The organism is Pseudoalteromonas sp. S3785 (assembly GCF_005887365.1).
In the GTDB taxonomy this organism is placed as follows: Bacteria; Pseudomonadota; Gammaproteobacteria; order Enterobacterales; family Alteromonadaceae; genus Pseudoalteromonas.
In genome coordinates, this window is record NZ_PNCT01000027.1 from 30,098 (window position 1) to 51,787 (window position 21,690).

Annotated in this window: 16 protein-coding genes; 6 read left to right on the forward strand and 10 right to left on the reverse strand. The window is 40.8% G+C overall.

What is annotated here, in order from left to right; translation table 11 throughout:
- Positions 1-36 precede the first annotated feature (36 nt).
- Both CWC17_RS07900 and CWC17_RS07905 read right to left on the reverse strand, forming a co-directional pair.
- The gene (locus CWC17_RS07900) at positions 37-2,163 is read right to left on the reverse strand and encodes a TonB-dependent siderophore receptor (RefSeq protein ID WP_138612540.1); all 2,127 of its coding nucleotides are present in this window, start codon (positions 2,161-2,163) and stop codon (positions 37-39) included.
- A 461-nt stretch (positions 2,164-2,624) separates the two neighbouring features.
- A complete protein-coding gene (locus tag CWC17_RS07905) occupies positions 2,625-3,794 on the reverse strand; it encodes a DcaP family trimeric outer membrane transporter (protein ID WP_138612541.1) in 1,170 nt (389 codons plus the stop codon).
- Between the two features lie 419 nt (positions 3,795-4,213).
- Here CWC17_RS07905 and acs point away from each other — a divergent pair, with 419 nt between their 5' ends.
- The 3 genes from acs to CWC17_RS07920 all read left to right on the forward strand — a co-directional run bounded on the left by acs (position 4,214) and on the right by CWC17_RS07920 (position 8,703).
- Complete coding sequence (acs, locus tag CWC17_RS07910) at positions 4,214-6,154, forward strand: acetate--CoA ligase (protein ID WP_138612542.1); 1,941 nt, start codon at positions 4,214-4,216, stop codon at positions 6,152-6,154.
- A 104-nt stretch (positions 6,155-6,258) separates the two neighbouring features.
- The gene (locus CWC17_RS07915; RefSeq protein ID WP_055015393.1) at positions 6,259-6,909 is read left to right on the forward strand and encodes a response regulator transcription factor; all 651 of its coding nucleotides are present in this window, start codon (positions 6,259-6,261) and stop codon (positions 6,907-6,909) included.
- 198 nt (positions 6,910-7,107) lie between these two features.
- Positions 7,108-8,703, forward strand: coding sequence for an AbgT family transporter (locus tag CWC17_RS07920; protein ID WP_138542050.1), 1,596 nt, complete (start codon positions 7,108-7,110; stop codon positions 8,701-8,703).
- 71 nt (positions 8,704-8,774) lie between these two features.
- On the opposite strand, the gene purU is transcribed toward CWC17_RS07920, so the two are convergent.
- On the reverse strand, positions 8,775-9,605 hold the full coding sequence (gene purU / locus CWC17_RS07925) for a formyltetrahydrofolate deformylase (RefSeq protein ID WP_055015391.1): 831 nt from the start codon (positions 9,603-9,605) through the stop codon (positions 8,775-8,777).
- A 294-nt stretch (positions 9,606-9,899) separates the two neighbouring features.
- Positions 9,900-11,786 carry a hypothetical protein gene (locus tag CWC17_RS07930; protein WP_138612543.1) on the reverse strand — a complete coding sequence of 629 codons (1,887 nt, stop codon included), beginning with the start codon at positions 11,784-11,786 and terminating at the stop codon, positions 9,900-9,902.
- A 247-nt stretch (positions 11,787-12,033) separates the two neighbouring features.
- Between CWC17_RS07930 and CWC17_RS07935 the strand changes: the two genes are divergently transcribed.
- The 3 genes from CWC17_RS07935 (at position 12,034) to CWC17_RS07945 (ending at position 15,556) form a co-directional block, all read left to right on the forward strand.
- The gene (locus tag CWC17_RS07935; RefSeq protein ID WP_138612544.1) at positions 12,034-13,011 is read left to right on the forward strand and encodes a DNA topoisomerase IB; all 978 of its coding nucleotides are present in this window, start codon (positions 12,034-12,036) and stop codon (positions 13,009-13,011) included.
- A gap of 211 nt (positions 13,012-13,222) precedes the next feature.
- Positions 13,223-14,539, forward strand: coding sequence for a L,D-transpeptidase family protein (locus CWC17_RS07940; protein WP_138612545.1), 1,317 nt, complete (start codon positions 13,223-13,225; stop codon positions 14,537-14,539).
- Positions 14,540-14,554: 15 nt separating this feature from the next.
- Positions 14,555-15,556, forward strand: coding sequence for a D-Ala-D-Ala carboxypeptidase family metallohydrolase (locus CWC17_RS07945; RefSeq protein WP_138612546.1), 1,002 nt, complete (start codon positions 14,555-14,557; stop codon positions 15,554-15,556).
- 93 nt (positions 15,557-15,649) lie between these two features.
- Here CWC17_RS07945 and CWC17_RS07950 read toward each other — a convergent pair whose 3' ends face one another.
- The 6 genes from CWC17_RS07950 to CWC17_RS07975 form a co-directional block, all read right to left on the reverse strand.
- Positions 15,650-15,967 (reverse strand): hypothetical protein, encoded by a 318-nt coding sequence (locus tag CWC17_RS07950; protein WP_138612547.1) that lies wholly within the window; start codon positions 15,965-15,967, stop codon positions 15,650-15,652.
- 68 nt (positions 15,968-16,035) lie between these two features.
- Positions 16,036-17,400: an exopolysaccharide Pel transporter PelG gene (pelG, locus tag CWC17_RS07955; protein WP_138612548.1), complete on the reverse strand. Its 1,365-nt coding sequence runs from the start codon at positions 17,398-17,400 to the stop codon at positions 16,036-16,038.
- The gene (gene pelF, locus CWC17_RS07960; protein ID WP_138612549.1) at positions 17,388-18,905 is read right to left on the reverse strand and encodes a GT4 family glycosyltransferase PelF; all 1,518 of its coding nucleotides are present in this window, start codon (positions 18,903-18,905) and stop codon (positions 17,388-17,390) included. The genes pelG and pelF overlap by 13 nt, the downstream gene beginning before the upstream one ends.
- On the reverse strand, positions 18,898-19,881 hold the full coding sequence (locus CWC17_RS07965) for a HEAT repeat domain-containing protein (RefSeq protein WP_138612550.1): 984 nt from the start codon (positions 19,879-19,881) through the stop codon (positions 18,898-18,900). The genes pelF and CWC17_RS07965 overlap by 8 nt, the downstream gene beginning before the upstream one ends.
- On the reverse strand, positions 19,874-21,169 hold the full coding sequence (locus CWC17_RS07970; RefSeq protein WP_138612551.1) for a PelD GGDEF domain-containing protein: 1,296 nt from the start codon (positions 21,167-21,169) through the stop codon (positions 19,874-19,876). Before CWC17_RS07970 ends, CWC17_RS07965 begins: the two co-directional genes overlap by 8 nt.
- Positions 21,166-21,681: a hypothetical protein gene (locus CWC17_RS07975; protein WP_055015381.1), complete on the reverse strand. Its 516-nt coding sequence runs from the start codon at positions 21,679-21,681 to the stop codon at positions 21,166-21,168. The genes CWC17_RS07970 and CWC17_RS07975 overlap by 4 nt, the downstream gene beginning before the upstream one ends.
- Positions 21,682-21,690 lie beyond the last annotated feature (9 nt).

The following is a 21,690-nucleotide window of genomic DNA, read 5'->3' on the forward strand; positions in this document are numbered from 1 at the left end:
GCTGTGCTTTAAAAGTGCCTTACATCATAGAGGGTATTATAGCTGCCAGTTTACTGATAGCGCGTAATTACGCGGAGCACCGTAGTAACCTTGAGCCCAGTAAAGGCTGTGTAGGTACTTTTCGTCTGTGGTGTTATTTACGTTAAAAGTAACACCGACGTTTTCTGTGATCTTGTAGTTAGCCATCAGATCAAGAATACCGTAGGCATCTTGATTAGTGGTTACAAGGGCGGCACCGGTTGCATCTTCAACTTGTACGCGGCTAACAGAATCTTGCCAGCGGTAGTTTGCACCAAATGTTAAGCCTTCAACAAACGGAACTTGATAAGTTGCAGCAAGTTTTAACTGGTTCTCTGGTGTGTAATCTTCAACTAAATCATCACCTTCAATACTTAAATTACTAAAGCTGATGCTTGCACTTAAATCGTCGGTTACTTTACCACTTAGTTCTATTTCAAACCCATCACTGTTGATACCATCAGCACCATAATAACGAGTATCGCCTGGTAATGAATCAGGTAATGCAACGGCTAGGTTTTCTTGCTTTGCATCAAAGTAGGCAAAGGTGACAAATACTTGGTCATCTAAAAGCTGTGCTTTTAAACCAATTTCGCTACTTTTACCTGTAATAGGCGCCAATTGCTCAGCATTAATATCTAGCTCTTTTTGCGGTACGAACGTTTCAGTGTAACTTGCATAAGCTGAAAGTGATTCATTGAAATCGTATACAGCTCCAACATATGGAATAACTTCACTATCGTCACGGGTTTGCTCAACACCATAAGCTGTGCCTGATGTTTCCCAATCTGTGTAACGTACACCCGCAAGTACACTTAACGGTGCGCTTAATTTTATGCGAGTAGATATATAGGCAGATTGCTGTTTGTTTTCTATCTCACTGCCGTTTAAACCATCAGCAAGGGTTGCTTCAGGTATTACACCATCCCACGTGTCAAGCGAAGGCATTGCTGGGAAGCCATTACCCGTGGTGTAATCATAAAGTGACTGCTCGTCGTAATCCATTTTAGCTTGGCTTACACCAAATGATAAGTCGTGCTCTTGACCAAATAAATCAAATTTTCCGCTAGCGTATAAATCAAACAGGTCGTGCTTATCTTCGTAGTCGTAACGGCTTGCGTAACCTGTTAAACCAAGGCCAGTTTCGCTATCGGGTGTGCCGTATACGTAAAATAGCTCTGAGTCTTGCTCATTTTCTATGTGTGCATAACGCGCCGTTGCAACCCATGTAGCAGATAAGTTTTGCTCAAGTGTTACGTAGACTTGCTCTGCGCTGTTATCCCAGTATGACCAATCAGCTGCAGTGCTTGTAGATACGTCGTAATCTGTTGCTGTGCCATCGGTATAGTAAAGAGGCAGTGCACCCCAAAGAGGGCTGTCGGCATCTTTTTGTTGGTTAACATAGTTGATGCTTAACGTTGTATCGTCAGTTAATTTACCTTCGTAGGCAAGGTAACCAATTGTTTTATCTGTTTCGTAACGATCAAGGTATGACTCAGATTTTTGCTTTGTGAAAACTGCACGCACAGCGTGATCATCATTAATCGGTGTAGAATAATCGAGCTCTAAGCGCTTGTTATCCCATGAGCCGTAAGATAAAGATGCGTGAGCTTGTGTTATGTAGGTTGGTTTTTTTAGCACCATATTTACAGTGGCAGAAGGGTTACCTGCACCTGTCATTAGGCCGTTTGCGCCTCGTACAATTTCTACACGGTCGTAAATAGAAGTATCTAAAGTGCCTTGAATAGAGCCTGAACTTTGTGGGATACCTAAACCATCAACCTGAAAGTTTGTGATTTCAAAGCCGCGGGCTTTAAAATAAGTACGGTCTGTTTCTATTTGCTCTACAGTTACGCCAGGCGTGCTTTCTAGCACTGAGTTAATATCATCTAGTGAAAAATCATCCATTAACGCGCGAGAAACAACAGAAATACTTTGAGGAGTTTCTTTGATTGTTAGGCCTAGTTTTGTAGCAGATTGCGCATCTTCAGTGATGTAGTTTTTATGATGCTGGCCGTATACCGCTATTTTTTCTAATGAATCATCTGTATTTGTTGTAGTTTCTTGTGCAAATGCATGACCAGATAAAACAAGTGAAGTAATAAGGCTAAGCTTAGATAAACGCAAAATTTGTTGGGACGACATGTGTTTTTCCAATAGGTTCAAAAAAGAAGTGCATAACATAATCTAAATGAGAGTGATTTTCAATAACAAGGGTGTTATATAAACAAAATAATTAGGGCTTACCAGAAATTATTGATAGTTTGGGAATTTTAGCGCCTTAATAGCTACTTAGTTTGATGTTAAGGCAACAATTATATTAAGTGGGATAGGGGATTGAATTACAAGTTCTACTGAGCTTTTAGCTAAATCATTATTTAGACGATTTAATATGTTAGTCAATTAGTTACTTTAAAATTTGCTACTAAACATTTTTAATGCCTCACGTTAGCAGACGATTTAACAGCTAATCACTCTACTACAACTGATGTAAACGTTGCTAAAGTACAGTTTACGCTGATTAATAGTAAATAGCGCTGGTTCAGTATTTTTTCAAAGACTAAAAAAAGCGGCCTAAGCCGCTTTGGTGTTATTAATATGCTTAATTAAAAGTTGTACTTAACAGAAAACTGTAAACGGTCTAAATCTCCGTCAATACCACTTTCCGTTTCACGCTCGGCATGCTTAAACTCAGCACCAAATGTCAAACGTTTAACGGGTGAGTATAAAATGTTTGCACTGAAGCTTTGACTTGATTCAACAGGGTCACCCGAAATGGTTAATAAATCAGTGTTGTTATCAGCACTAAAGAAAGAATACAAGAAAGTTGAGCGCCACTGGCTTGTCCACTTATGCTGATAAGCAACAAAGCCCGAGGTTGAGTCAATTGCATCTAACTCATCACCATCAAGTACTGCACCGTGTGCTACATTTAAGCCCACGTAACGGCCAAGGCCTTTACCTTGAGTAAGCATAAATTTAAGGTAGTCTTCACCAAAATTTACACGGCCCGAAGCGCTAATACCAAACGAGGTTTCATCAGCGTCCACATCGCCTACCTTATAAGTAAGTTGGCGAGCAAGTGCTGCAACTACAAAGTTACCCCAGTCGGCGTTATGTGTGTAACGTGCAGTAAAATCAGGAAGTGATGCATCGTCTGTTTCTACACGCGCGCCACCTTGAGTGGTAATAGTGCTTTCAGGGTTCTCTAAAGAGAACGACCATGCGCCTGTTGTGTATTTAATTTGTGTTTGGCGAACAAAAACAGTGCCCTCGGCTGGGCCGACAAAATCAAGTGTTTCAGCAAGTGCACCTACGTTTTGAAAGTTTGACCATGTTTGGCCAAATAACCAACCGTCGTAAGTCACAAATGCATGACGAATACGTGGAGCATAAGAATTTGATACGCGCTCGTTACCGCCAGGGGCTGAAGCTAAAAAGTCTAGCTCAATTTTAGTTTTAACTGTTTTACCGTTATCCATTAATGTGGAAGTACCAAAGTTAAAGCGTGACTCACGTGCATGCATATCAAATACAGCATCTGAATCAGCATCACCGCCTACGGGCACTGTGCTTGGTACATAGAAGTCACGCCCTACACTTGAACCAGAAGGGGCACCTGCAGAGTAGTCACTCCACATAGTATCAAGCTTAATGTATCCGCCGTAAGTAAATTCTGTGTTACCTACTTTAGCTGCAGTTGCCGCATAAGCTGTGCTTGTCAAGGCACATAACACAGCGCTCGCTGCAAGAGTTTTTAATGGGGTAAATTTCATTGTGGTGTCCTTTAAAGGCTACTTGTTGTTTGTTGCTTTTTATACGTTCAAATGTATTACTTGCTACTGGTATTACTTACGAATAAAACTTTTACTTATTTTGCTTCACGCTATGAATTCATCCGTTAAATAAAGCTTTGAGTAGCATGGTCACATTATTTTAATGCTCGAAACTACTTTTAAATATGTGCAAAATTTACTCAATTACCTATTGGTCTATAAGACGAAGGTTTAAGAGTAATTTAGTGATCACTTACTTATATTTAACATATTGTATTTCTATGTAAAAAAGTCATGAGCCGCGTGATTATAAACCACAAAACGGCAATTAGAAGGGTTGTACAACTAAGGTCTAATACTTAATAAAGTACTGCTGAGTAATCCTTAATTCATGGCAAGTTATTAAAATGGAGACTGAGATGTCACAAAGTATCTATCCTGTTCCTGCACACATTGAAAAAACGACGTTAGTTGATAACGATAAATATAAAACACTCTACAAACAGTCGATTGATGACCCACAAGGGTTTTGGCGTGAACATGGCCAGCGCTTAGATTGGTTTACTCCTTATACCAAAGTTAAAAACACCTCATTTGATAAAGGCCATATAGATATTAAATGGTATGAAGACGGCGTTTTAAATGCTTCTTACAATTGTATTGATCGCCATTTAAAAACCAAAGCTGATAAAGTGGCGCTTATTTGGGAGGGGGACAACCCAAACCAAAGTGAAAACATTACCTACCAACAATTACATGATGAAGTGGCGCGCTTTGCAAATGGTTTAAAAAAACTAGGCGTACAAAAAGGTGATCGAGTAGCTATTTACATGCCAATGACACCGCAGGCAATTTACGCCATGCAGGCCTGTGCGCGTATTGGCGCCATACACTCGGTTGTATTTGGTGGTTTTTCTCCTTCAGCTATTGCTGACCGTATTAAAGACTCAGGCGCTAAAGTGGTGATCACCTCCGATGAAGGGCGCAGAGCGGGCAATTGTGTACCATTAAAAGCCAATGTAGATGAGGCGGTAGCCCAAGAATCTGTTACAACAATTGAACATGTTGTTGTACACCAGTTAACCGGTGGCGAAGTTGATTGGAACGAGAACGATATTTGGTGGCACGATCTCGTTGCTGACCAACCGGCGCAATGTGAACCAGAGCCAATGAATGCAGAAGACCCACTCTTTATTTTGTACACGTCGGGCTCTACCGGTCAACCAAAAGGGGTTGTGCATACTACAGGTGGTTACTTAGTTTACTCATCAATAACCCACGAGTACGTGTTTGATTTACAAGAGGATGACGTATATTGGTGTAGCGCCGATGTGGGTTGGATCACAGGGCACAGCTATATTGCTTATGGGCCATTGGTCAATGGCTGTACGCAAGTGGTATTTGAAGGCGTGCCTACCTATCCAACAGCAGGGCGTATGGGTGAGGTGATTGATAAGCACGGCGTCACCATTTTATACACTGCACCAACCGCTATCCGTGCGTTAATGGCCAAAGGTGATGAGCCAACCGCGTCTTCAAAGCGTGAAAGCTTACGTATTTTAGGCTCGGTGGGTGAACCTATCAACCCAGAAGCATGGGCCTGGTATTACGAAAATATTGGTAACGCTAGTTGCCCAATTGTAGATACGTGGTGGCAAACTGAAACAGGCGGCATTATGATCACCCCATTGCCGGGTGCAACCCAAACAAAACCTGGCTCAGCAACCCATCCGTTTTTTGGTATTGCACCCGCGTTATTTGATGCAGAGGGTAATACGCTTGAAGGTGCGGTTGACGGTAATTTAGTTATATTAGATAGCTGGCCATCACAAGCGCGTACTGTTTATGGCGACCACGAACGCTTTGAACAAACCTATTTTAGTGCTTACCCTGGTGTTTACTTTACAGGTGACGGCTGTCGTCGTGATGAAGATGGCTATTACTGGATCACAGGGCGAGTAGACGATGTGCTTAATGTATCAGGGCATCGCTTAGGCACCGCTGAAATAGAAAGCGCGCTGGTAGCCCACGAAGCAGTAGCAGAGGCTGCAGTAGTAGGTTACCCGCATGATATTAAAGGCCAAGGTATTTATGTTTACATTACGCCAAACGAAGGCATTACTGTCAGTGATGAGCTCACAACGCAAGTGCGTAATTGGGTACGTAAAGAACTAAGCCCGATTGCCTCCCCTGATATGATTCAATGGTCGCCAGGTTTACCGAAAACGCGTTCAGGTAAGATTATGCGTCGAATTTTACGTAAAATAGCCGCAAATGAGCACCAACAGCTAGGGGATACATCAACCCTTGCAGACCCAACCGTGGTAGATGAGCTCATAGAAAACCGATTAAATCGTTAAATGCGCGTTAAAAACTTGATTACAAGTTGATTCTAAACGTAGTATATCGGCTGTCAGTAAGTATGTTATACCTTATTGGCGGCCGAATTTATTAGGAGCGAACCATGAGTCAGTTTTTAATAGCGGATGATCATCCGTTATTTCGTGAGGCACTAAAGGGAGCATTAAGTGCTAAGTTTGACGATTTAGAGGTATTTGAATCATCAGATTTTGACAGCACATTGCAAGTACTCAGCGAACAAGAAGATCTTGATATATTACTGCTAGATTTACACATGCCAGGCAATGGTGATTTATATGGCCTGATCCGCATTCGCGAAGACTACCCAAGTTTACCCATAGCGGTTGTCTCAGGGAGTGAAGACATCAACATAGTCTCTAAGGTAATGGGTTATGGTGCAATGGGTTTTATTCCTAAGTCATCGTCTTCAGATGATATTGCCAATGCTATTAACCAAATACTTGAAGGCGATACGTGGCTACCAAACGAATTAAAAAATAAAGTAGCTGAAATAGAAGGAGAGGACAGAGAAATTGCCGCACAAGTCGCCTCGCTCACGCCGCAGCAATACCGTGTATTGCAATACCTGCATGAAGGGTTACTAAACAAACAAATAGCTTACGAATTGCATATTTCAGAGGCAACCGTAAAAGCACACATTACTGCTATTTTTAGAAAGCTTGGGGTCTATAACCGTACACAGGCTGTTTTAATTGCCGCTAAACTACAGTTAGAGCCAATAGAGCAAGCATAAATATAATATAAAAGTGAGGGCGTTTTATTTTCAGCTATTAAATCGCCCTTAGCTTGTAAAACGTTTAATTAAAAAGCCTGCTCGTCTCTACACAACTTAATTTTACACTTAAAATCTACATGTCATTTACCTTTTATACATGATCTCTTTTGCAAACAATGCTAGGTTAGCGCAATTTTGTAATTTATAGAGCTAAGTATGACAGACTCCACACACTCACCTAATAATCAACCTAAAGACAATAACGGCTTATTTAATCGCTTCTTAGCAACCGTTGAGTTTTTAGGAAATATGCTTCCGCATCCCATTACTTTATTTGCGATATTTGCAGTTTCAATTGTGTTGATAAGTGGTATAGCAGATTGGTTCGGATTAAGCGCCGTAGACCCAAGGCCTATTGGCGCAGCAGGGCGTGCACCTGGTGGCGTGATTGAGGTCGTTAGTTTACTCAGTGCTGAGGGGCTACAGCGTATTATGGCTGGCCTGGTTACTAACTTTACTGGTTTTGCGCCCTTAGGCACCGTACTAGTGGCACTACTTGGGGTAAGTGTTGCTGAGCACTCAGGTTTACTCTCTGCTGCGATGCGAGGCATGGTTATGGGCGCGTCAAAGCGCTTAGTTACCTTTATGGTGGTGTTTGCAGCCATTATGTCTAACACGGCTTCAGAGCTTGGTTATGTGGTTTTAATACCGCTTGCAGCGATGATATTTCATAGTTTAGGGCGCCACCCTTTAGCTGGCTTAGCGGCTGCATTTGCTGGTGTGTCTGGTGGTTATAGCGCTAATTTACTACTCGGTACAATAGACCCACTATTAGCGGGTATCACAACACCTGCCGCACAAATGATTGACCCAAATTACGAGGTTGGGGCTGAGGCTAACTGGTATTTTATGATGATATCGGTATTACTTATAGCCGCCCTTGGTACACTGGTTACCGAAAAAATAGTCGAGCCACGTTTAGGTAAATATAACCCAGATGAAGCCAGCATCGACTTATCACAAAACAATATTGATACACTTACCGCGCTTGAAAAAACCGGTTTAAAGTGGGCGGGCGTTGCGCTATTAGTAGTGCTATCTCTATTTGCTTGGACGATTATTCCCGCCGATGGCATTTTACGCCATCCAGAAACAGGCCAGGTAGCAGGCTCACCATTTTTAAAAGGCATAGTTGCCATAATATTTGTCACATTTAGTGTGCCAGGCTTTGTTTACGGGCGTGTTGTTGGCAGTATGAAAAACGATAAAGACATTATTAACGCAATGAGTAAAAGCATGAGCTCAATGGGTTTATACATTGTATTAGTGTTCTTTGCCGCACAGTTTGTGGCCTTTTTTAAATGGACTAATTTAGGCACTATTTTGGCAATTAACGGCGCAGCCCTGTTACAGGCCTTAAACCTAACTGGTCCAGAAGTATTTGTATTGTTTATATTAATGTGTGCATTGGTGAACTTGAGTTTAGGCTCATCATCGGCGCAGTGGGCGATTACAGCACCTATTTTTGTGCCTATGCTTATGCTTATTGGTTACGCGCCAGAAACTATTCAAGCGGCTTATCGTATTGGTGACTCTGTAACTAACTTAATTACCCCAATGATGAGCTACTTTGGACTTATTTTAGCGGTGGCGGTTAAATATAAAAAAGACATGGGAATAGGGACTTTAGTGGCGACGATGTTGCCTTACAGCATTGTGTTTTTTATTGGCTGGGTAATTTTATTTTACGTATGGGTGTTTGCGTTAGGTTTGCCTGTTGGGCCTGAATCACCTATTTACTACACGCCATAATTTGTTTGGTATAAAAAAGCCAGCAGCAGGGCAGACCCTGTTGCTGGCTTTTTAATATGTGCAAAAGTATTTTAGCTAAATACCACGGTTTTATTACCGTTAATAAATAGCTTGTGTTCAGAGGCAAGCTGAAGCGCTTTGCTAAATACAGTCTTTTCTACGTCTTTACCCATTTTAGCCATCATTTCAGCAGTGTTAGCGTGCGTTACGCTAGTGACGTCTTGTAAAATAATAGGGCCCTCATCTAGCTCATTATTTACAAAGTGGGCTGTGGCACCAATAATTTTTACGCCGCGCTCAAATGCTTGATGATACGGTTTAGCGCCAATAAAGGCCGGTAAAAACGAGTGGTGAATATTAATAATTTTGTTCTCAAACCGGCCCACAAATTCTGGGCTTAGTATGCGCATGTATTTTGCCAAGCCAATAATGTCTGGGTTATAAGAGGCAATTAAATCACCTACTTTTTTATCATGCTCTGCACGGCTTAGGCCTACGTGTGAGACAACATGAAAAGGCACATTAAAGCCTTTTGCTAGTGGTTCTAAATCTGGGTAATTGGCGATTACAGCCAATACTTCAATATTTAACGCTTGCTCAAATTGCTTGAGTAGTACAGTTCCTAAACAATGCGCTTCTTTTGTTGCAAGCAGCACCACTTTAGTTTTTGTATCGTCATGCAGAGCAAGTTGTGCACCCTCAGGTAATAATGCGCGTAATTGCGATAAAAAGTCGTTTTGTGGTTCGCCCGTTAGCTCAGTGCGCATAAAAAAACGTTTGGCGTCTTTATCTACAAACTCGTTATTACGTGTAATATTTAAATTGTGCGCGTGGCAAAGCCCAGTAATTTTGGCAATTAGGCCTACATCATCGTCACATTGGGTGGTTAGTATATAGCTCATTTTCCTCATTCTTACCCAGATTATAATTGCTTCATTATTTGGTTTTTAGCGCATAAAGCAAGGAGTTTATGCGTAAATTTAGAATTAATTAGTCAAATAGGTATAAATGATTCAATAAAGTGAAGAACAATTAAAAATACGTTAACAGCGTGGCACATACACACCCAATTTTTAACAAGGTGGTGTTTACAAGAAGGGTTAAACAGTTAGTAGGTGGTGCGCGGTTTGTAACCTTGTTGGTTAGGCTACAAACCGCGAGGCCGGATAGCGTTTAAAAGTATAACAAAGCGATTGTTAAGTTTTGGGCTCTGGCGTTGAGTTTTCTTCTTGCCTTAAGTAGCCTGCAGCCTCTTCATCCTCTTTCGTTATAGCTTGCTGAGTAGGGATTGCACGGGTCTGTTGGTTTAGTTGATGTATTTGTGATGCATTGCCTAAATCGCGTTCACTGGTAATTGAAGCGATTGATTCGCGGTCTTTTAGAAAGGCTATCACATCATTTTTAATCGCTTGTAATTGACCTTCGTCTTTATGCATTTCCATAATATGGCGAGGGTGCTCAAGGTTTTTCATGCCAGTAGCTGCAAATGTGCTCGAAATAACACGAGAGACAATGACCCAAGGCGTTATACTGCTACGCACTAAGGTGTTTTCAGAGCGAGTGCTATCGTGAATACCGGTTCCTGTTGAAATTTTTGACTCAGTAAATGTGCCTTCGCATTTGAAGTAAACTAATAATGATTCAAACTGCATTTCAGCAAAAAATAAGTGTGCGCAGTTAGCCAGTAAACGCGCAAAAGCTTTAATTATCACTGCTATTATTAAAATATGAACACTGCTCATTACTAAGCTACTAAACTGTGTAACATTTTGATTATTAAACGCTTGTTGTAGATTGTTAATGTTAGCGCTATCTATATAGTAATAAATATCTATTAATGAATAGGCTAACAATACCGTTAATGCTAACGCCACAATATAAAGTAAATTAGCACTTATGAGTGAAACTAATCTTGCGAGGGTAAAGTTTTTTCCAAGCTCCACAGTATGAAGTTTAGGTTGTACCTCTTGAATCATTTCGCCTCTAAAACCGCCTTTGCCTTCAATTTGCTCTTGCAGTTTTGGGTCTAACTCGCGGTAAACTCTATTTGGCACTTCTTTGTAGCGCCTATTTGCCATAACAAGGTTATCAAGGTTTATAAATACTTCATCAGGGTGAACAGACTCTTGCCAGTTTTCACGTAATTCTGATACTTCTGCGCTAGGGGTTACAGTATTTAAGCGTGCTTTAACCATTGTAAATACAAGTGTGCAGCTTAACGTTGCTAATATAATAATAGCAATCAGGTACAAGCCAGCATGTAAGTTTGGCAGCTGCGCCAGCCATGTGTCTATTTCTTGCTTGCTGATATGCTGCTCTTGCATCAACCACGACATAGACAGACCAATAACAATAGGCAAAATAAACGACAACGAAATAATTTTAGCTAATGTCCCGCCTCCCAGCGCTTCAATGTTTCTTTCAGCATTGCGAGAAATCGGCTTGCTACTCGAACGCCAAGAAAAAAGCACATAAAACATCAAAATAGCACTGTAAACCGGAAAGGCTAATTCGCCGGCTTCACCAGTAAAGCCCGACAACGAAACAAAGGCAACAAGCCCATAAGCAACGAGTGCAACAAGCGTACTCACCCACGAGCCAAATAACCGCTGGGCGACATTGCGTATAGGATAAGGTAAAAATAATAGCTTGGGGATTAAGCTGTGTAACAAACGAGATAAAAAGCCATTTGGTTCTTTAAAAGTACTGTTTTTACGACCAACCAGCATTTCTTCAAGCGATTGAGCATTATAGGCAACCTCATTTTTTTCTTCCTGCGCTGTAGAGCTTTCTGACTTACTAAAGTTGTACGCAAGCGAAGTGGGGTGATTCCTACCAACAAAGTATTTTAAGGTAGCATAAATACCCGTTGATAAAGAGCGAATACCCAGTGCTAAAATGAACATGCCAAACAGCATTAAAACCCAACCTGCGGTGGTATCTTCTTTCACCGAGCTTGCAGCTATAACAAGTAAACTGATGCCTGTAATTGACTCAACAAGACCTCTTGCTGCAGTTACTTTACCCTCTAGTTTAAAGGGGTTTTTTAATCCTAGATCAATAGAACCATAATCAAATGCCATTGTATGCTCCTTTTAAACAGCACATTTTTGAAGGGGAGGTTATTATTATTTGCGTGTATTTTGACCAGATTTAAGCATGGCTAAACTGAGCCACAAGGTGCTGTTTATATGCTGAACCAGGTAATTAAACGCGAGCTTTTTTATATTATTATTGAATTTTTGATTATATATCAATTACGTTGTTCAGTTTAAGGTTATTTTACAGTGATACATTTGTTAAAAATGGTTAAAGTTGCTTGGAGCGCAAATGAAACTGATTTACGTAGATGATAATTTACCCGGTATAACTCGTAAGCGCAAAAACAAAACGTGGCTGTACTTTGACCCTATAGGCAAGCAAATTAACGAGCAAAAAGTGATTGATCGTTTAAATGCGTTAGCGTTTCCGCCCGCTTATAAAAATGTCTGGTTTTGCCCTGAAGAAAATGGCCATATTTTAGCTACCGGGTTTGATAGCAAAGGTCGCAAGCAGTATCGTTATCACCCTGAGTTTAGAGCCCAGCAGGAGGCTAAAAAATATCAATCGTGCGGTATATTTGGCAACAAGCTTCCCCTTTTACGCGCCCGTTTAGAAAACGATTTACAAGGGGATGAGCTCAGCGTAGAGCGAACCCTGGCTGCGGTCGTTAGACTTATGGACCTAGGCGCTTTGAGAGTTGGTAATGAGCGAAATGTAAAGCAAAACAAAAGCTTTGGTGCCACCACATTACGTACACGCCATGCCAAGCTGACGGGTAAAAATATACAGCTACGGTATCGGGCTAAATCGGGTAAAGAGCGCGAGGTAAACATAACCGACAGAGTGCTTAGTCATGTAATTAAAGATCTTCAAGATTTACCCGGTCAGCATTTGTTTCAATATATAAGCGATGGAGAGCGCACAAACGTAACCTCTAGTGAAATTAACCAGTATATTCAACAAATAATGGGCGAGGACTTTAGCGCTAAGCACTTTAGAACTTGGCGAGCCAGTGTTATTGCCTTTAAGCAACTAGTAAAAGCAAAAGGTGCACTTAGTTTAAAAAGTATGCTCGAGAGCGTGTCTGAACAGCTAGGTAACACGCCAGCTATTGCCCGTAAATCGTATGTTCATCCTGATTTAATTGCCTTGTGTAAAGAGGGGGAGCAAACCCAAACTGCGTGGCGAGAGTCATTATCTTTACCACGAAAAACAAAATATTTAAGCCGCTATGAACGTGGTTTTTTAGCCTTTTTAAAGGATTAATAGCTGTGGCAACTTTACACACTACAGCAAATTAATTACACAATGCGATACACTAAACCTGCTTGTATTAAAAATGGAATTTATTAAAACTTATTTAATATCAATTGTTTAAAGTTATATTTAAGTTTGGCACTGGCGTTGCACCTTCTTGTTACTGATTAGCAGTAAGTACATAAGCATTTATCAACGATATTTAGCGAGGAGGTACACAATGAAGGGGTTATTTTCAAACCAGGTGTCTAAAAAGGTAAAAAGCATCACATTAAGCACTGCTTTTATAGGGGGAGCTTGCATAAGCTCTTTACCTGCTTTGGCCGCCTCTGAGCTTGAAAGTACTGCATTAGCAGGCTCTTCATTAATCACCTATAGCTCGCAGCAGCACCTTAAAAGCAACCAAGACTACTACTTTGATCAAAATGCAGCACAGCTAATAGAACGTACTGAAAAAGCAATCAACTGGTATAAAGAAATTGTCAGCAATGGTGGTTTTATTCCGCTGCAAATAAGTGAACTGCTTGAATTAGGCAGCACAGGTAAAGAGGTAAACTTGCTTGCAGAGCGTTTATACCAGGAGCGTGATTTAAAAAATAATACATGTACCGATGCGGAGTGTACTTTTGATCAACAAATTGAACAGGCCGTAAAGCAATTTCAGCACCGCCATGGCTTAAAGGTTGATGGGCGCGTTGGCAAACGCACTGTTGCTAAATTAAATGTACCTGCAAAGGTGAAGCTAAATAAGTTAAAGCTAAATTTTTATCGTATTACTAACTTTGCCGGCTCAAGCGATGAACAATATGTTTATGTAAACATACCTGAGTACACATTACGGTATGTAAAAGCGGGCGAGGTAAAACTACAAAATAACGTCATCGTCGGCAAACCAAGTTGGAAAACACCAGCCTTTAGTGACGAAATCGAAAAGTTTGTTGTAAATCCCGAGTGGCGCATACCTACCTCTATTGCAACCAAAGAAATAGCGCCAAAGGTGGCAAGAGATCCTCACTACCTTGCTAAAAATAATATCGAAGTTAGAAAAAATAGTTACCTAGACTCTAAAACAGTAAACCCCAGTAATATCGATTGGCAGGCTATTAAACCCTATCAGTTTGATCATTTTTTAGTTAAGCGTGCAGGGGATGAAAACCCACTTGGCGAAGTGAAGTATTTGTTTCCAAATCCTGAAGCCATTTATGTTCACGATACCCCAGCAAAGCAACGCTTTGGACAAACACAGCGTGCGTTATCGCATGGCTGTATTCGAGTCGAAAAGCCATTTTCTTTAGCGCGTGAAATAATCAAGCACCAAGGAGAAACTCACACATTAAAACAAATGGATGAAGCTAGGGTAAACGACACCACGCAAACGTTTCATTTAGATGAGCCGTTACCTATTCATTTAGTGTATTGGACGGCCTGGGTTGATGAGGACATGCTCGTTAATTTTAGAGATGATATTTATCAGCACGACACAAAAGCATTACTTAATGACGAAGAGCAATCAGTTATTGCTGCATTAATAAAATAGATTATGAGGGGATTTATGCCGTTTATTCCATGTATTTTAGGGTGTGTACTAGCACTTTGCGTAAGCGTAGGTGGTTATGCTGCAGAGCCCGTTAAACAAGCGCACCCGAGCGTTAATATTCAAAATAAAGCAAATTTTGAAGATGCAGAATTTAGCCTAAAAATTAACGACATAGTAATGCCTTATTCGGTGTTTTCTGTTTTTGTGATGCCTAATGAAGCGGTTGAATTTGAAGTACTTTACGCACAATCAAAACGCAGCTATTCGTTTATAAATGACGACAGAAACGCCACCTTAACTGATACAAACCGATGGCAGTGGCGTGCACCTAAAAAGCCAGGTTTAACACAGGTCATTATTGAATCCCCCGATAAAAAGCAGCGCATGACAATTAATGTGTTTGTAAAAGTGCCTGCAGGTGAAGTACAAGGTGGAAAGCTTAAATATTACCATATTGGTCATTACCCAAAACCTTCGCAAATTAAAGACAGTGAGCATTACATAGTACCCGATGGCTTTGTAAAGGTGACACCTGAGAACGAAAATACAAAAATATCACCGCATTTTTCTCTTAAAGAATTTGTGAGTAAGCAACGAAGTAAACACCCTAAATACTTATTTTTACAAAACAAGTTGTTACTTAAACTTGAAAAAATACGCAAAGAGCTGATTTTAGAAAACATACCAGTTAAAAATATGGTGGTAATGAGCGGTTACCGCACCCCTTATTACAATAAAGCCATTGGTAATGTAAAGCTTAGCCGCCATGTGTTTGGCGACGCTGCCGATATATTTATAGATAACGATGGCGACTACCGTATGGATGACATAAACAACGACGGTAAGCACTCTATTGGCGATGCACAAGCGATGGCTGGTATAGTGGAGTCGCTTGCTAAGCGAGAATCATTTAAAGGCTTATTAGGCGGTTTAGGTGTTTACGGGCCTAAGTCGCACCGCGGCGCATTTATACATGTTGATACACGGGGTTTTAAAGCGCGTTGGGTGAGTAAATAATATATGTTTAGTGGTCAGTTATTACGTTAGCATAAAAAGTATTGCTAAATGTTGTTCACGTTTTATAGCTTACTCAAATTTAAGTGCAAAGCTTTAAATCAATACCAGCCATGTTATTAAAACACATAAGGTATAAGACTCGTTAAAACGGATTAAGCGCAGGTTGAAAATATCAGAAATTAAACGGTTCCAAACTTCTTTAAACAGTGCTGACAAAATACAGGCACTTATAATCCACATTGCTAGTAGTAGCGCCATTTTTACTGTGAACGAGTGTATATAAATGTCAATAAGGCTATTCGTTTGATATGTATTCCCTATATCAAATGTCATTAACGTACACAGCAAATTAATAGCCCACAAAGCTATACTCGCAAAGATATTAAAGCGCGTAGTAATTCCTTTTTTCATTAAAGTTAAGTCCTTTTTATTTAGTGTTAGCTTTATTATTGTAAGTTACCAATAATGGTACGGTTAATCTACTGTAGCATAAAAGTTTCGTACTCAAGCTCTTCAAATTGTTTTGATAGCCAATACAGGCCAACGACCGAAGTAATTATAGTCGAGAGCGCAAAACCGTAACCATAAAACTGTGGCCCTAATGCAATTGAGGCAATCGTAAATACAATATTGATAAACAAAAACAGCCCAGATAAAAATAATACGGTGGCACGCTTATCTAGATAAAATAAAATATTTAAAATAGATAAAAATATTACTTGTACACCTACACCCACCACATCAATAAACAACAGTGTTTTGTAGTTAGGGTCTATGCCAATAAAGCTCAGTATTTGTTCGCCCCACAGTAATAAGCACGCAACGGTTATACCTTGGATTTTAAATATATCGTAAAGGCCGCCTTGCGCTGTTTGCACCATTTTATCTTTTAGATAAAAAATTTCTTCAAGTGATGAGCCACCTCTAATGGCGGTATAAAAACGGTCGTACTGTTCTACAAAGTCGGTTTCCATTCTGACTAAAAATACCGCCATGCCAGGAATAATGGTTAAATAGGCTAAGAATATAGGCAAGTCGTAAATAGGGCTTGCTCTTAATGTGCCAATAATTTGAATAGAGGTAGCGGGGGTGTACCAAAAAATAATTTTATCGGCCCACACGCCTACATTGTAAAAGAGCCCACAAAAAAAGAGGCTGTAATACACTTTTTTATTGTTTAAAAAATCAAAACTAATGAGTTTACCGCCAGGGTAGCGGCGAATAATCATAAACAAAAAGCTAAAAAACAGTAGCGCTTCACCGGCAAAAAACGCAAAAAACAACCCGTCTATTTGCCAGTCGCGCAGTAAAAATGCCAGTAACACCATAAAGCTGTAACCGCTTAACATGGTCACTAAAATAAGCCGGTATTCTTTCATTCCTGATAAAAATATAGCGCCAAGCCATTGGTTACATAAGCTTACAAATGCCCCTAAAATGATTATTTTAGTGACTACGGGCAGCGGTAGTATTGGCCAAACGGCTAAACCAATAAGCAAGGCCGCAACTGTTGTTACTAGTTGTGCCCCCAGTAAGTTAGGCAGTACTTGCTCATCCTTTTTTTGAAAAAACAGATCGGCAACAAAGCGTGTTAATAACAGCTGTAGTCCGCCTGTTAATATAAGAGACGCTGCCATCATATAGGTGATGAGCGTTAAAAATTGAACAATTAATACTTTAGGCAGCACGACACCTAAGCTTAAAATACCAATGAGCATGAGCGCTATAATAGAAAGTAGCCAAGGCCCCGAGCCTATTAATCCTGCGTAACCGTAGGCTTCAAAAACAGAAAGTAGGGTATTTTTTTTGAGAATTTTACGTATCTCAAAACCTATTCCGGCCATGCGATTGTATCCTTGTAAAGTTTATCGTAACGGGCAAACATGTGGCTCTCGTCGTAGTATGTTTTAACTCGTTTGAGGCCGCTTTGTTGGTATTGATACCATGTTTGCTCGTTTTGTAATATCGTGTTTATTTGCTGTGCGGTCTCGCTAGGTGAAGCAATAGACACTACTTCGCCAGCCTTACCAAGCGCCTTGTCTTCTTCGCTTCCTCCTTCTATTATTTCTCGGCACGATCCTACGTCACTTGCAAGCACAGGTACGCCTGCTGCCATTGCTTCAAGCAATACCAGAGGCTGTGCTTCAGAAATTGAAGTCAACGCCACAAGGCCTAATTTGGGGAGTATTTCGGCAATGTTTTGCATGCCGGTAAACGTAATGTTATTGCTTAAATCTAGGCTGCTTACCAGTAACTGACACTCTTTGTAATACTGTGGGTCTTCCTCAAAAGGGCCTATGATCCAGCCTTCTATGTCTGGCAGGTCGGCTTGGACCTCTTTGATGGCACGGATAAAGGTTTTAATATCTTTAATTGGCACTACACGGCCAATTAACCCTACCACCCTCGGGACCGATTTAGGTCTTGCGTTAAGTGCATCAACAAAGCGTTTTGTTTTTATACCATTAGGGACTACAGAGGCTTTGCTTTCACTGGCGCCATCTTTAATTTGTCGTTGTCTGTTACCCTCATACAGAGAAATGATTTTGTCTGCCTGATGATAAGTAGTGCGGCCAATTTGCTCAAAAAAACTGATCCACATTCGGCGAATAAAGCCCATTTCAGTATTTAGGTTTTTACCGAGACTTTGCTCAGACTCTTTTATCCAGCTAGCTTGTATTAAATCTATTTTACGTTCTTTAGTGTAAATACCGTGCTCGGTAAGCAAAAATGGCGTGTTGTGTATAACGCTTGCACCTGCGCCTAATATACCCGCATAACCTGTCGAAATAGAATGAATCAGTTTTACATCGGGGAGGGAGCGGGCTATTTCGGCTATTTTAAACAGTGGTTTATATAAATTTCTGTACGACCAAAAAAAGTCGATAAATGAGGATTCATCGCAATAGGTTAAATAATAGTTTGCCAGCACTTGCCACGACGATTCGCTGTATAAAAAATCGGCTTCGTTTATGCCACTTTTTTTAGCTAGGTTTTCAAAGGCAAACTTGACTAATTCTGTGGGGATAGGATCTTTACAGTCTCGAAAATAGCTGTGCAGTTGCTGCCAAAAATCGAACAGCTCTTTTTTATATTTAACGCCATGTTTAGCGCTTATTTTTGCATTATGGGGCGTAACTAAATAATGTTCGTGCAGTTTTGTCACATTACTTGGTAACGTGTATTGAATATCGCCGTAGTGTTCGGGTGCGCCACCGACAAACACAAGTTCAAAGTTATAATGGGGTAGGCCTTCTATTATCTGGTGCACCCAGCTCGATACGCCGCCCCTGACATAGGGGTAAGTGCCTTCAAGTAAGAGTAGAATGTCAGCTTTTTTTTCACTCATGCCAATACTCCTGTAAATGGCGTAACTCAGAACCCTTGGGCTGTAGCGCTAATTCTTCAAGATAGCGCTGACAGTCAGTGTAATTATGTAATCCAAAGGCAACTTCGGCTTTATAAGGCAATACGTGGCGTCTGGCCATGCCCAATTGAGTGGCTAGATTTAAGTTTTGTTGTGCATCATTTAACTTACCCAGCGCTAGCTGAATACGCCCTAAAAACACATAGCTTGCTGGTTGAGGTTCAAACTCTATACTTGTTAAAGTCAGTGTTTCTGCTTTCTCTAGTACGTATTTCTTTAGTGCGCCTTGTGCTAACCCTAAGTAACTAAGCTCCCAATAAAGCTCTGCTTGTTGGCGCTGCAGATTGCTTAATTTGGGTTGCTGAGTAGTATTGGCTATGTCTTGCTGGCACTGGCTTATTTTTTCGTTCAGTTTTGTTTCTTTGCTATCTAAAGTTGAATAGGCAAGTAAGCGAATATCATCTTCTAAGTCTTTTAAGGCCAGTTTGAGAATAGGAATAGCCTGGGCATCGCTCATATGCCGAGCAGCCATTACTGCACTTAGGCGTTTATTGGGCTCACTGGCGTGTTTTAAAATAGCTTTTAATCCACCCATTGAGTAAATAGGCGTAGCTGAGACACTTCTTGCTTCAAAAGGCAGGGCAGGAACCTTGTGCTCTACAATATCAATGTCGCTGTTTTTAAGCGGTTTACTAAGGGCAAAAGTAATGGCAAATACCACCCCTAAAATACCAAACACTGGCAAGGTAAATAGCAGCAAAAATAACAGCGCTGAGCCACTTTTTAAGGTGGTTTTATATTTGTTAGGCATAAAAGCATGACTAACAAAGGTAAAGCACAGGCTAGCAATGCCATGCAATAAAACAATCAATAGCCAGTTAGGCGCATCTAAAATATGCGCAAAAGCAAAGTATTCACATAAACAACCAATAAAAGCGGCAACAATAATTTTAATCATGAGGTGCAACTAGCTTAGCGATGTGTTCGCTACTTATTGGTAAGGCCACTTGTTCTTCTATTTTAATATGCAGTTGCTCAATGGTTTTGCCAAAGTGTTCAATACACCATGTGTTAATACGCGATATAAATCCGCTTTTATCCAGTTCATTTGCCATTGGCATAAGCAATAACAGAGTGTAGTTCTCACTGTCGTAAAGGTAAATATCTAGTCCCCGACGAGCCTCACTTAAATACTCTAACAACTGACGCGACTCATCACTTGTTTGCACTGCTTTTAGTTTAAGCAGCTGCGAGGGAATGTTATAGCGTTTAGCTTCTTTGTTTGCTCTGCGTAGCTGTCTTACAAAATAAGGTGTTTCTTCTGGGGTCATTACCGGGTTGGTTATTTCATGGCGAAGTAAATCACCGATATTACCGGCCATAACCGCAAGCAAGGTGAGAGTGGTGTTTTTGAGCGCAAAAAATTGAATGTTTTGTACTAAAATAACCCCATAAATGGTGTTATTAATATCAACCAGTGGGATAGCAATGTGGTATTGGCTAAACGTATTTTTAATCTCTTTTACCGAAACCAATTCGCGCTCTTCAAACATAGCTTTTATAAGTGGGTCGTCCAGCTTTAGCTCCCCCATAGCACCTATACTTGCTAAGGGCGGCTCTATTATGGCGTTGTTTTCTACTTTATAAAGTGCGGCTTTTTCGAGTGAGCCATACTCAACAAATAAGTTTAAAATGCTTGTTGCTGCACTGTCTAAGCGTCTTTGTGTTAGTTGCCCGATAACGGAGCGAACCGCTTGAAGTGATTCGCGAAGGCTAAGAGTATGACCTGCCAGCATTTGCTCAATCCGGTCATGGGATGAGTTTATTAAATGATATTGGCGGGTAAAGGTCTCTAATCGGTTAGTGACATATTCAAGTTCAATACTTTGCTGTTGATTGGTGCGCTCCCATACATCTCTGAATTCGCCAGCAATCATAATAACAATTAAATAACCAATCATAGCGTTGATATTAAACTCGTTAGGTTGCGCTAATACCTGGCTTTCACTTAACAATAACTGCCCAGCTAATAAACATAATATACTTATAAAACCTTTTGAAAAACCGTAGCGTAGAGCCACTAACAGCGGCCCAAGGACTGGCCACGAAAACCCATTTTCCGTCCAAAAGGGGTCTTCGGCGTTAAATATAACCGGCAGTACAATTGCAAGCGTGGTAAATATAATTACCTCAGCCCAAATTTGTAGCTCAGGAACCTCTCTTGGTCGAAAAAAATGTGTTTTCACTCACTAACCTCAATGTACGAAATTAAATCGGCAATAACATCTTGTGCTGTGGCGGCAATACTATCGCGTCCCCAGCCACTTTTGGCGATAGTACCGGTCCAAAGTGGTGTTGTTTGACCTGTAGCCGTTAAGCTGAGTGTTAGTGCTACTACAGGCTCACCATCGAGGCCTGCTTTATAACGCCATTCTTCAATGCTGCCTGATAATACATAGTCTGTTTGCTGCGTGTTTAGCCACTGCATAGCGTTATCAAGGCGGTATTGGTCGTCAAGCGGCGGAAGCTCCTTGTTATTATTTCGCGGTGCACGTAATAACTTTGGTAGCTTATTTTGCTGCCAAATACTGGCCAGTATATCTTCTGCACGTTCACCAGCTAATGGGGTTTGCGCATGATTTACCAAAGGCAGTAACGCCACGGTAGTTGATGGTCCCAGCTCTACATCATCAGCCACACGGCTGGTGGTACATGCGCTGAGCACTAATACCAAACACGGTATGATTAAACGAAACATATTCTCTCC

Excerpts from the sequence above, each read along its gene's own strand:
- CWC17_RS07915 (WP_055015393.1), top strand. The coding sequence starts at position 6,259 with ATGAGTCAGTTTTTAATAGCGGATGATCATCCGTTATTTCGTGAGGCA.
- pelG (WP_138612548.1), bottom strand. The coding sequence starts at position 17,400 with ATGGCCGGAATAGGTTTTGAGATACGTAAAATTCTCAAAAAAAATACC.
- CWC17_RS07930 (WP_138612543.1), bottom strand. The coding sequence starts at position 11,786 with ATGGCATTTGATTATGGTTCTATTGATCTAGGATTAAAAAACCCCTTT.
- acs (WP_138612542.1), top strand. The coding sequence starts at position 4,214 with ATGTCACAAAGTATCTATCCTGTTCCTGCACACATTGAAAAAACGACG.
- CWC17_RS07900 (WP_138612540.1), bottom strand. The coding sequence starts at position 2,163 with ATGTCGTCCCAACAAATTTTGCGTTTATCTAAGCTTAGCCTTATTACT.
- CWC17_RS07935 (WP_138612544.1), top strand. The coding sequence starts at position 12,034 with ATGAAACTGATTTACGTAGATGATAATTTACCCGGTATAACTCGTAAG.
- CWC17_RS07945 (WP_138612546.1), top strand. The coding sequence starts at position 14,555 with ATGCCGTTTATTCCATGTATTTTAGGGTGTGTACTAGCACTTTGCGTA.
- CWC17_RS07940 (WP_138612545.1), top strand. The coding sequence starts at position 13,223 with ATGAAGGGGTTATTTTCAAACCAGGTGTCTAAAAAGGTAAAAAGCATC.
- CWC17_RS07950 (WP_138612547.1), bottom strand. The coding sequence starts at position 15,967 with ATGAAAAAAGGAATTACTACGCGCTTTAATATCTTTGCGAGTATAGCT.
- pelF (WP_138612549.1), bottom strand. The coding sequence starts at position 18,905 with ATGAGTGAAAAAAAAGCTGACATTCTACTCTTACTTGAAGGCACTTAC.
- CWC17_RS07920 (WP_138542050.1), top strand. The coding sequence starts at position 7,108 with ATGACAGACTCCACACACTCACCTAATAATCAACCTAAAGACAATAAC.
- purU (WP_055015391.1), bottom strand. The coding sequence starts at position 9,605 with ATGAGCTATATACTAACCACCCAATGTGACGATGATGTAGGCCTAATT.
- CWC17_RS07965 (WP_138612550.1), bottom strand. The coding sequence starts at position 19,881 with ATGATTAAAATTATTGTTGCCGCTTTTATTGGTTGTTTATGTGAATAC.
- CWC17_RS07975 (WP_055015381.1), bottom strand. The coding sequence starts at position 21,681 with ATGTTTCGTTTAATCATACCGTGTTTGGTATTAGTGCTCAGCGCATGT.
- CWC17_RS07905 (WP_138612541.1), bottom strand. The coding sequence starts at position 3,794 with ATGAAATTTACCCCATTAAAAACTCTTGCAGCGAGCGCTGTGTTATGT.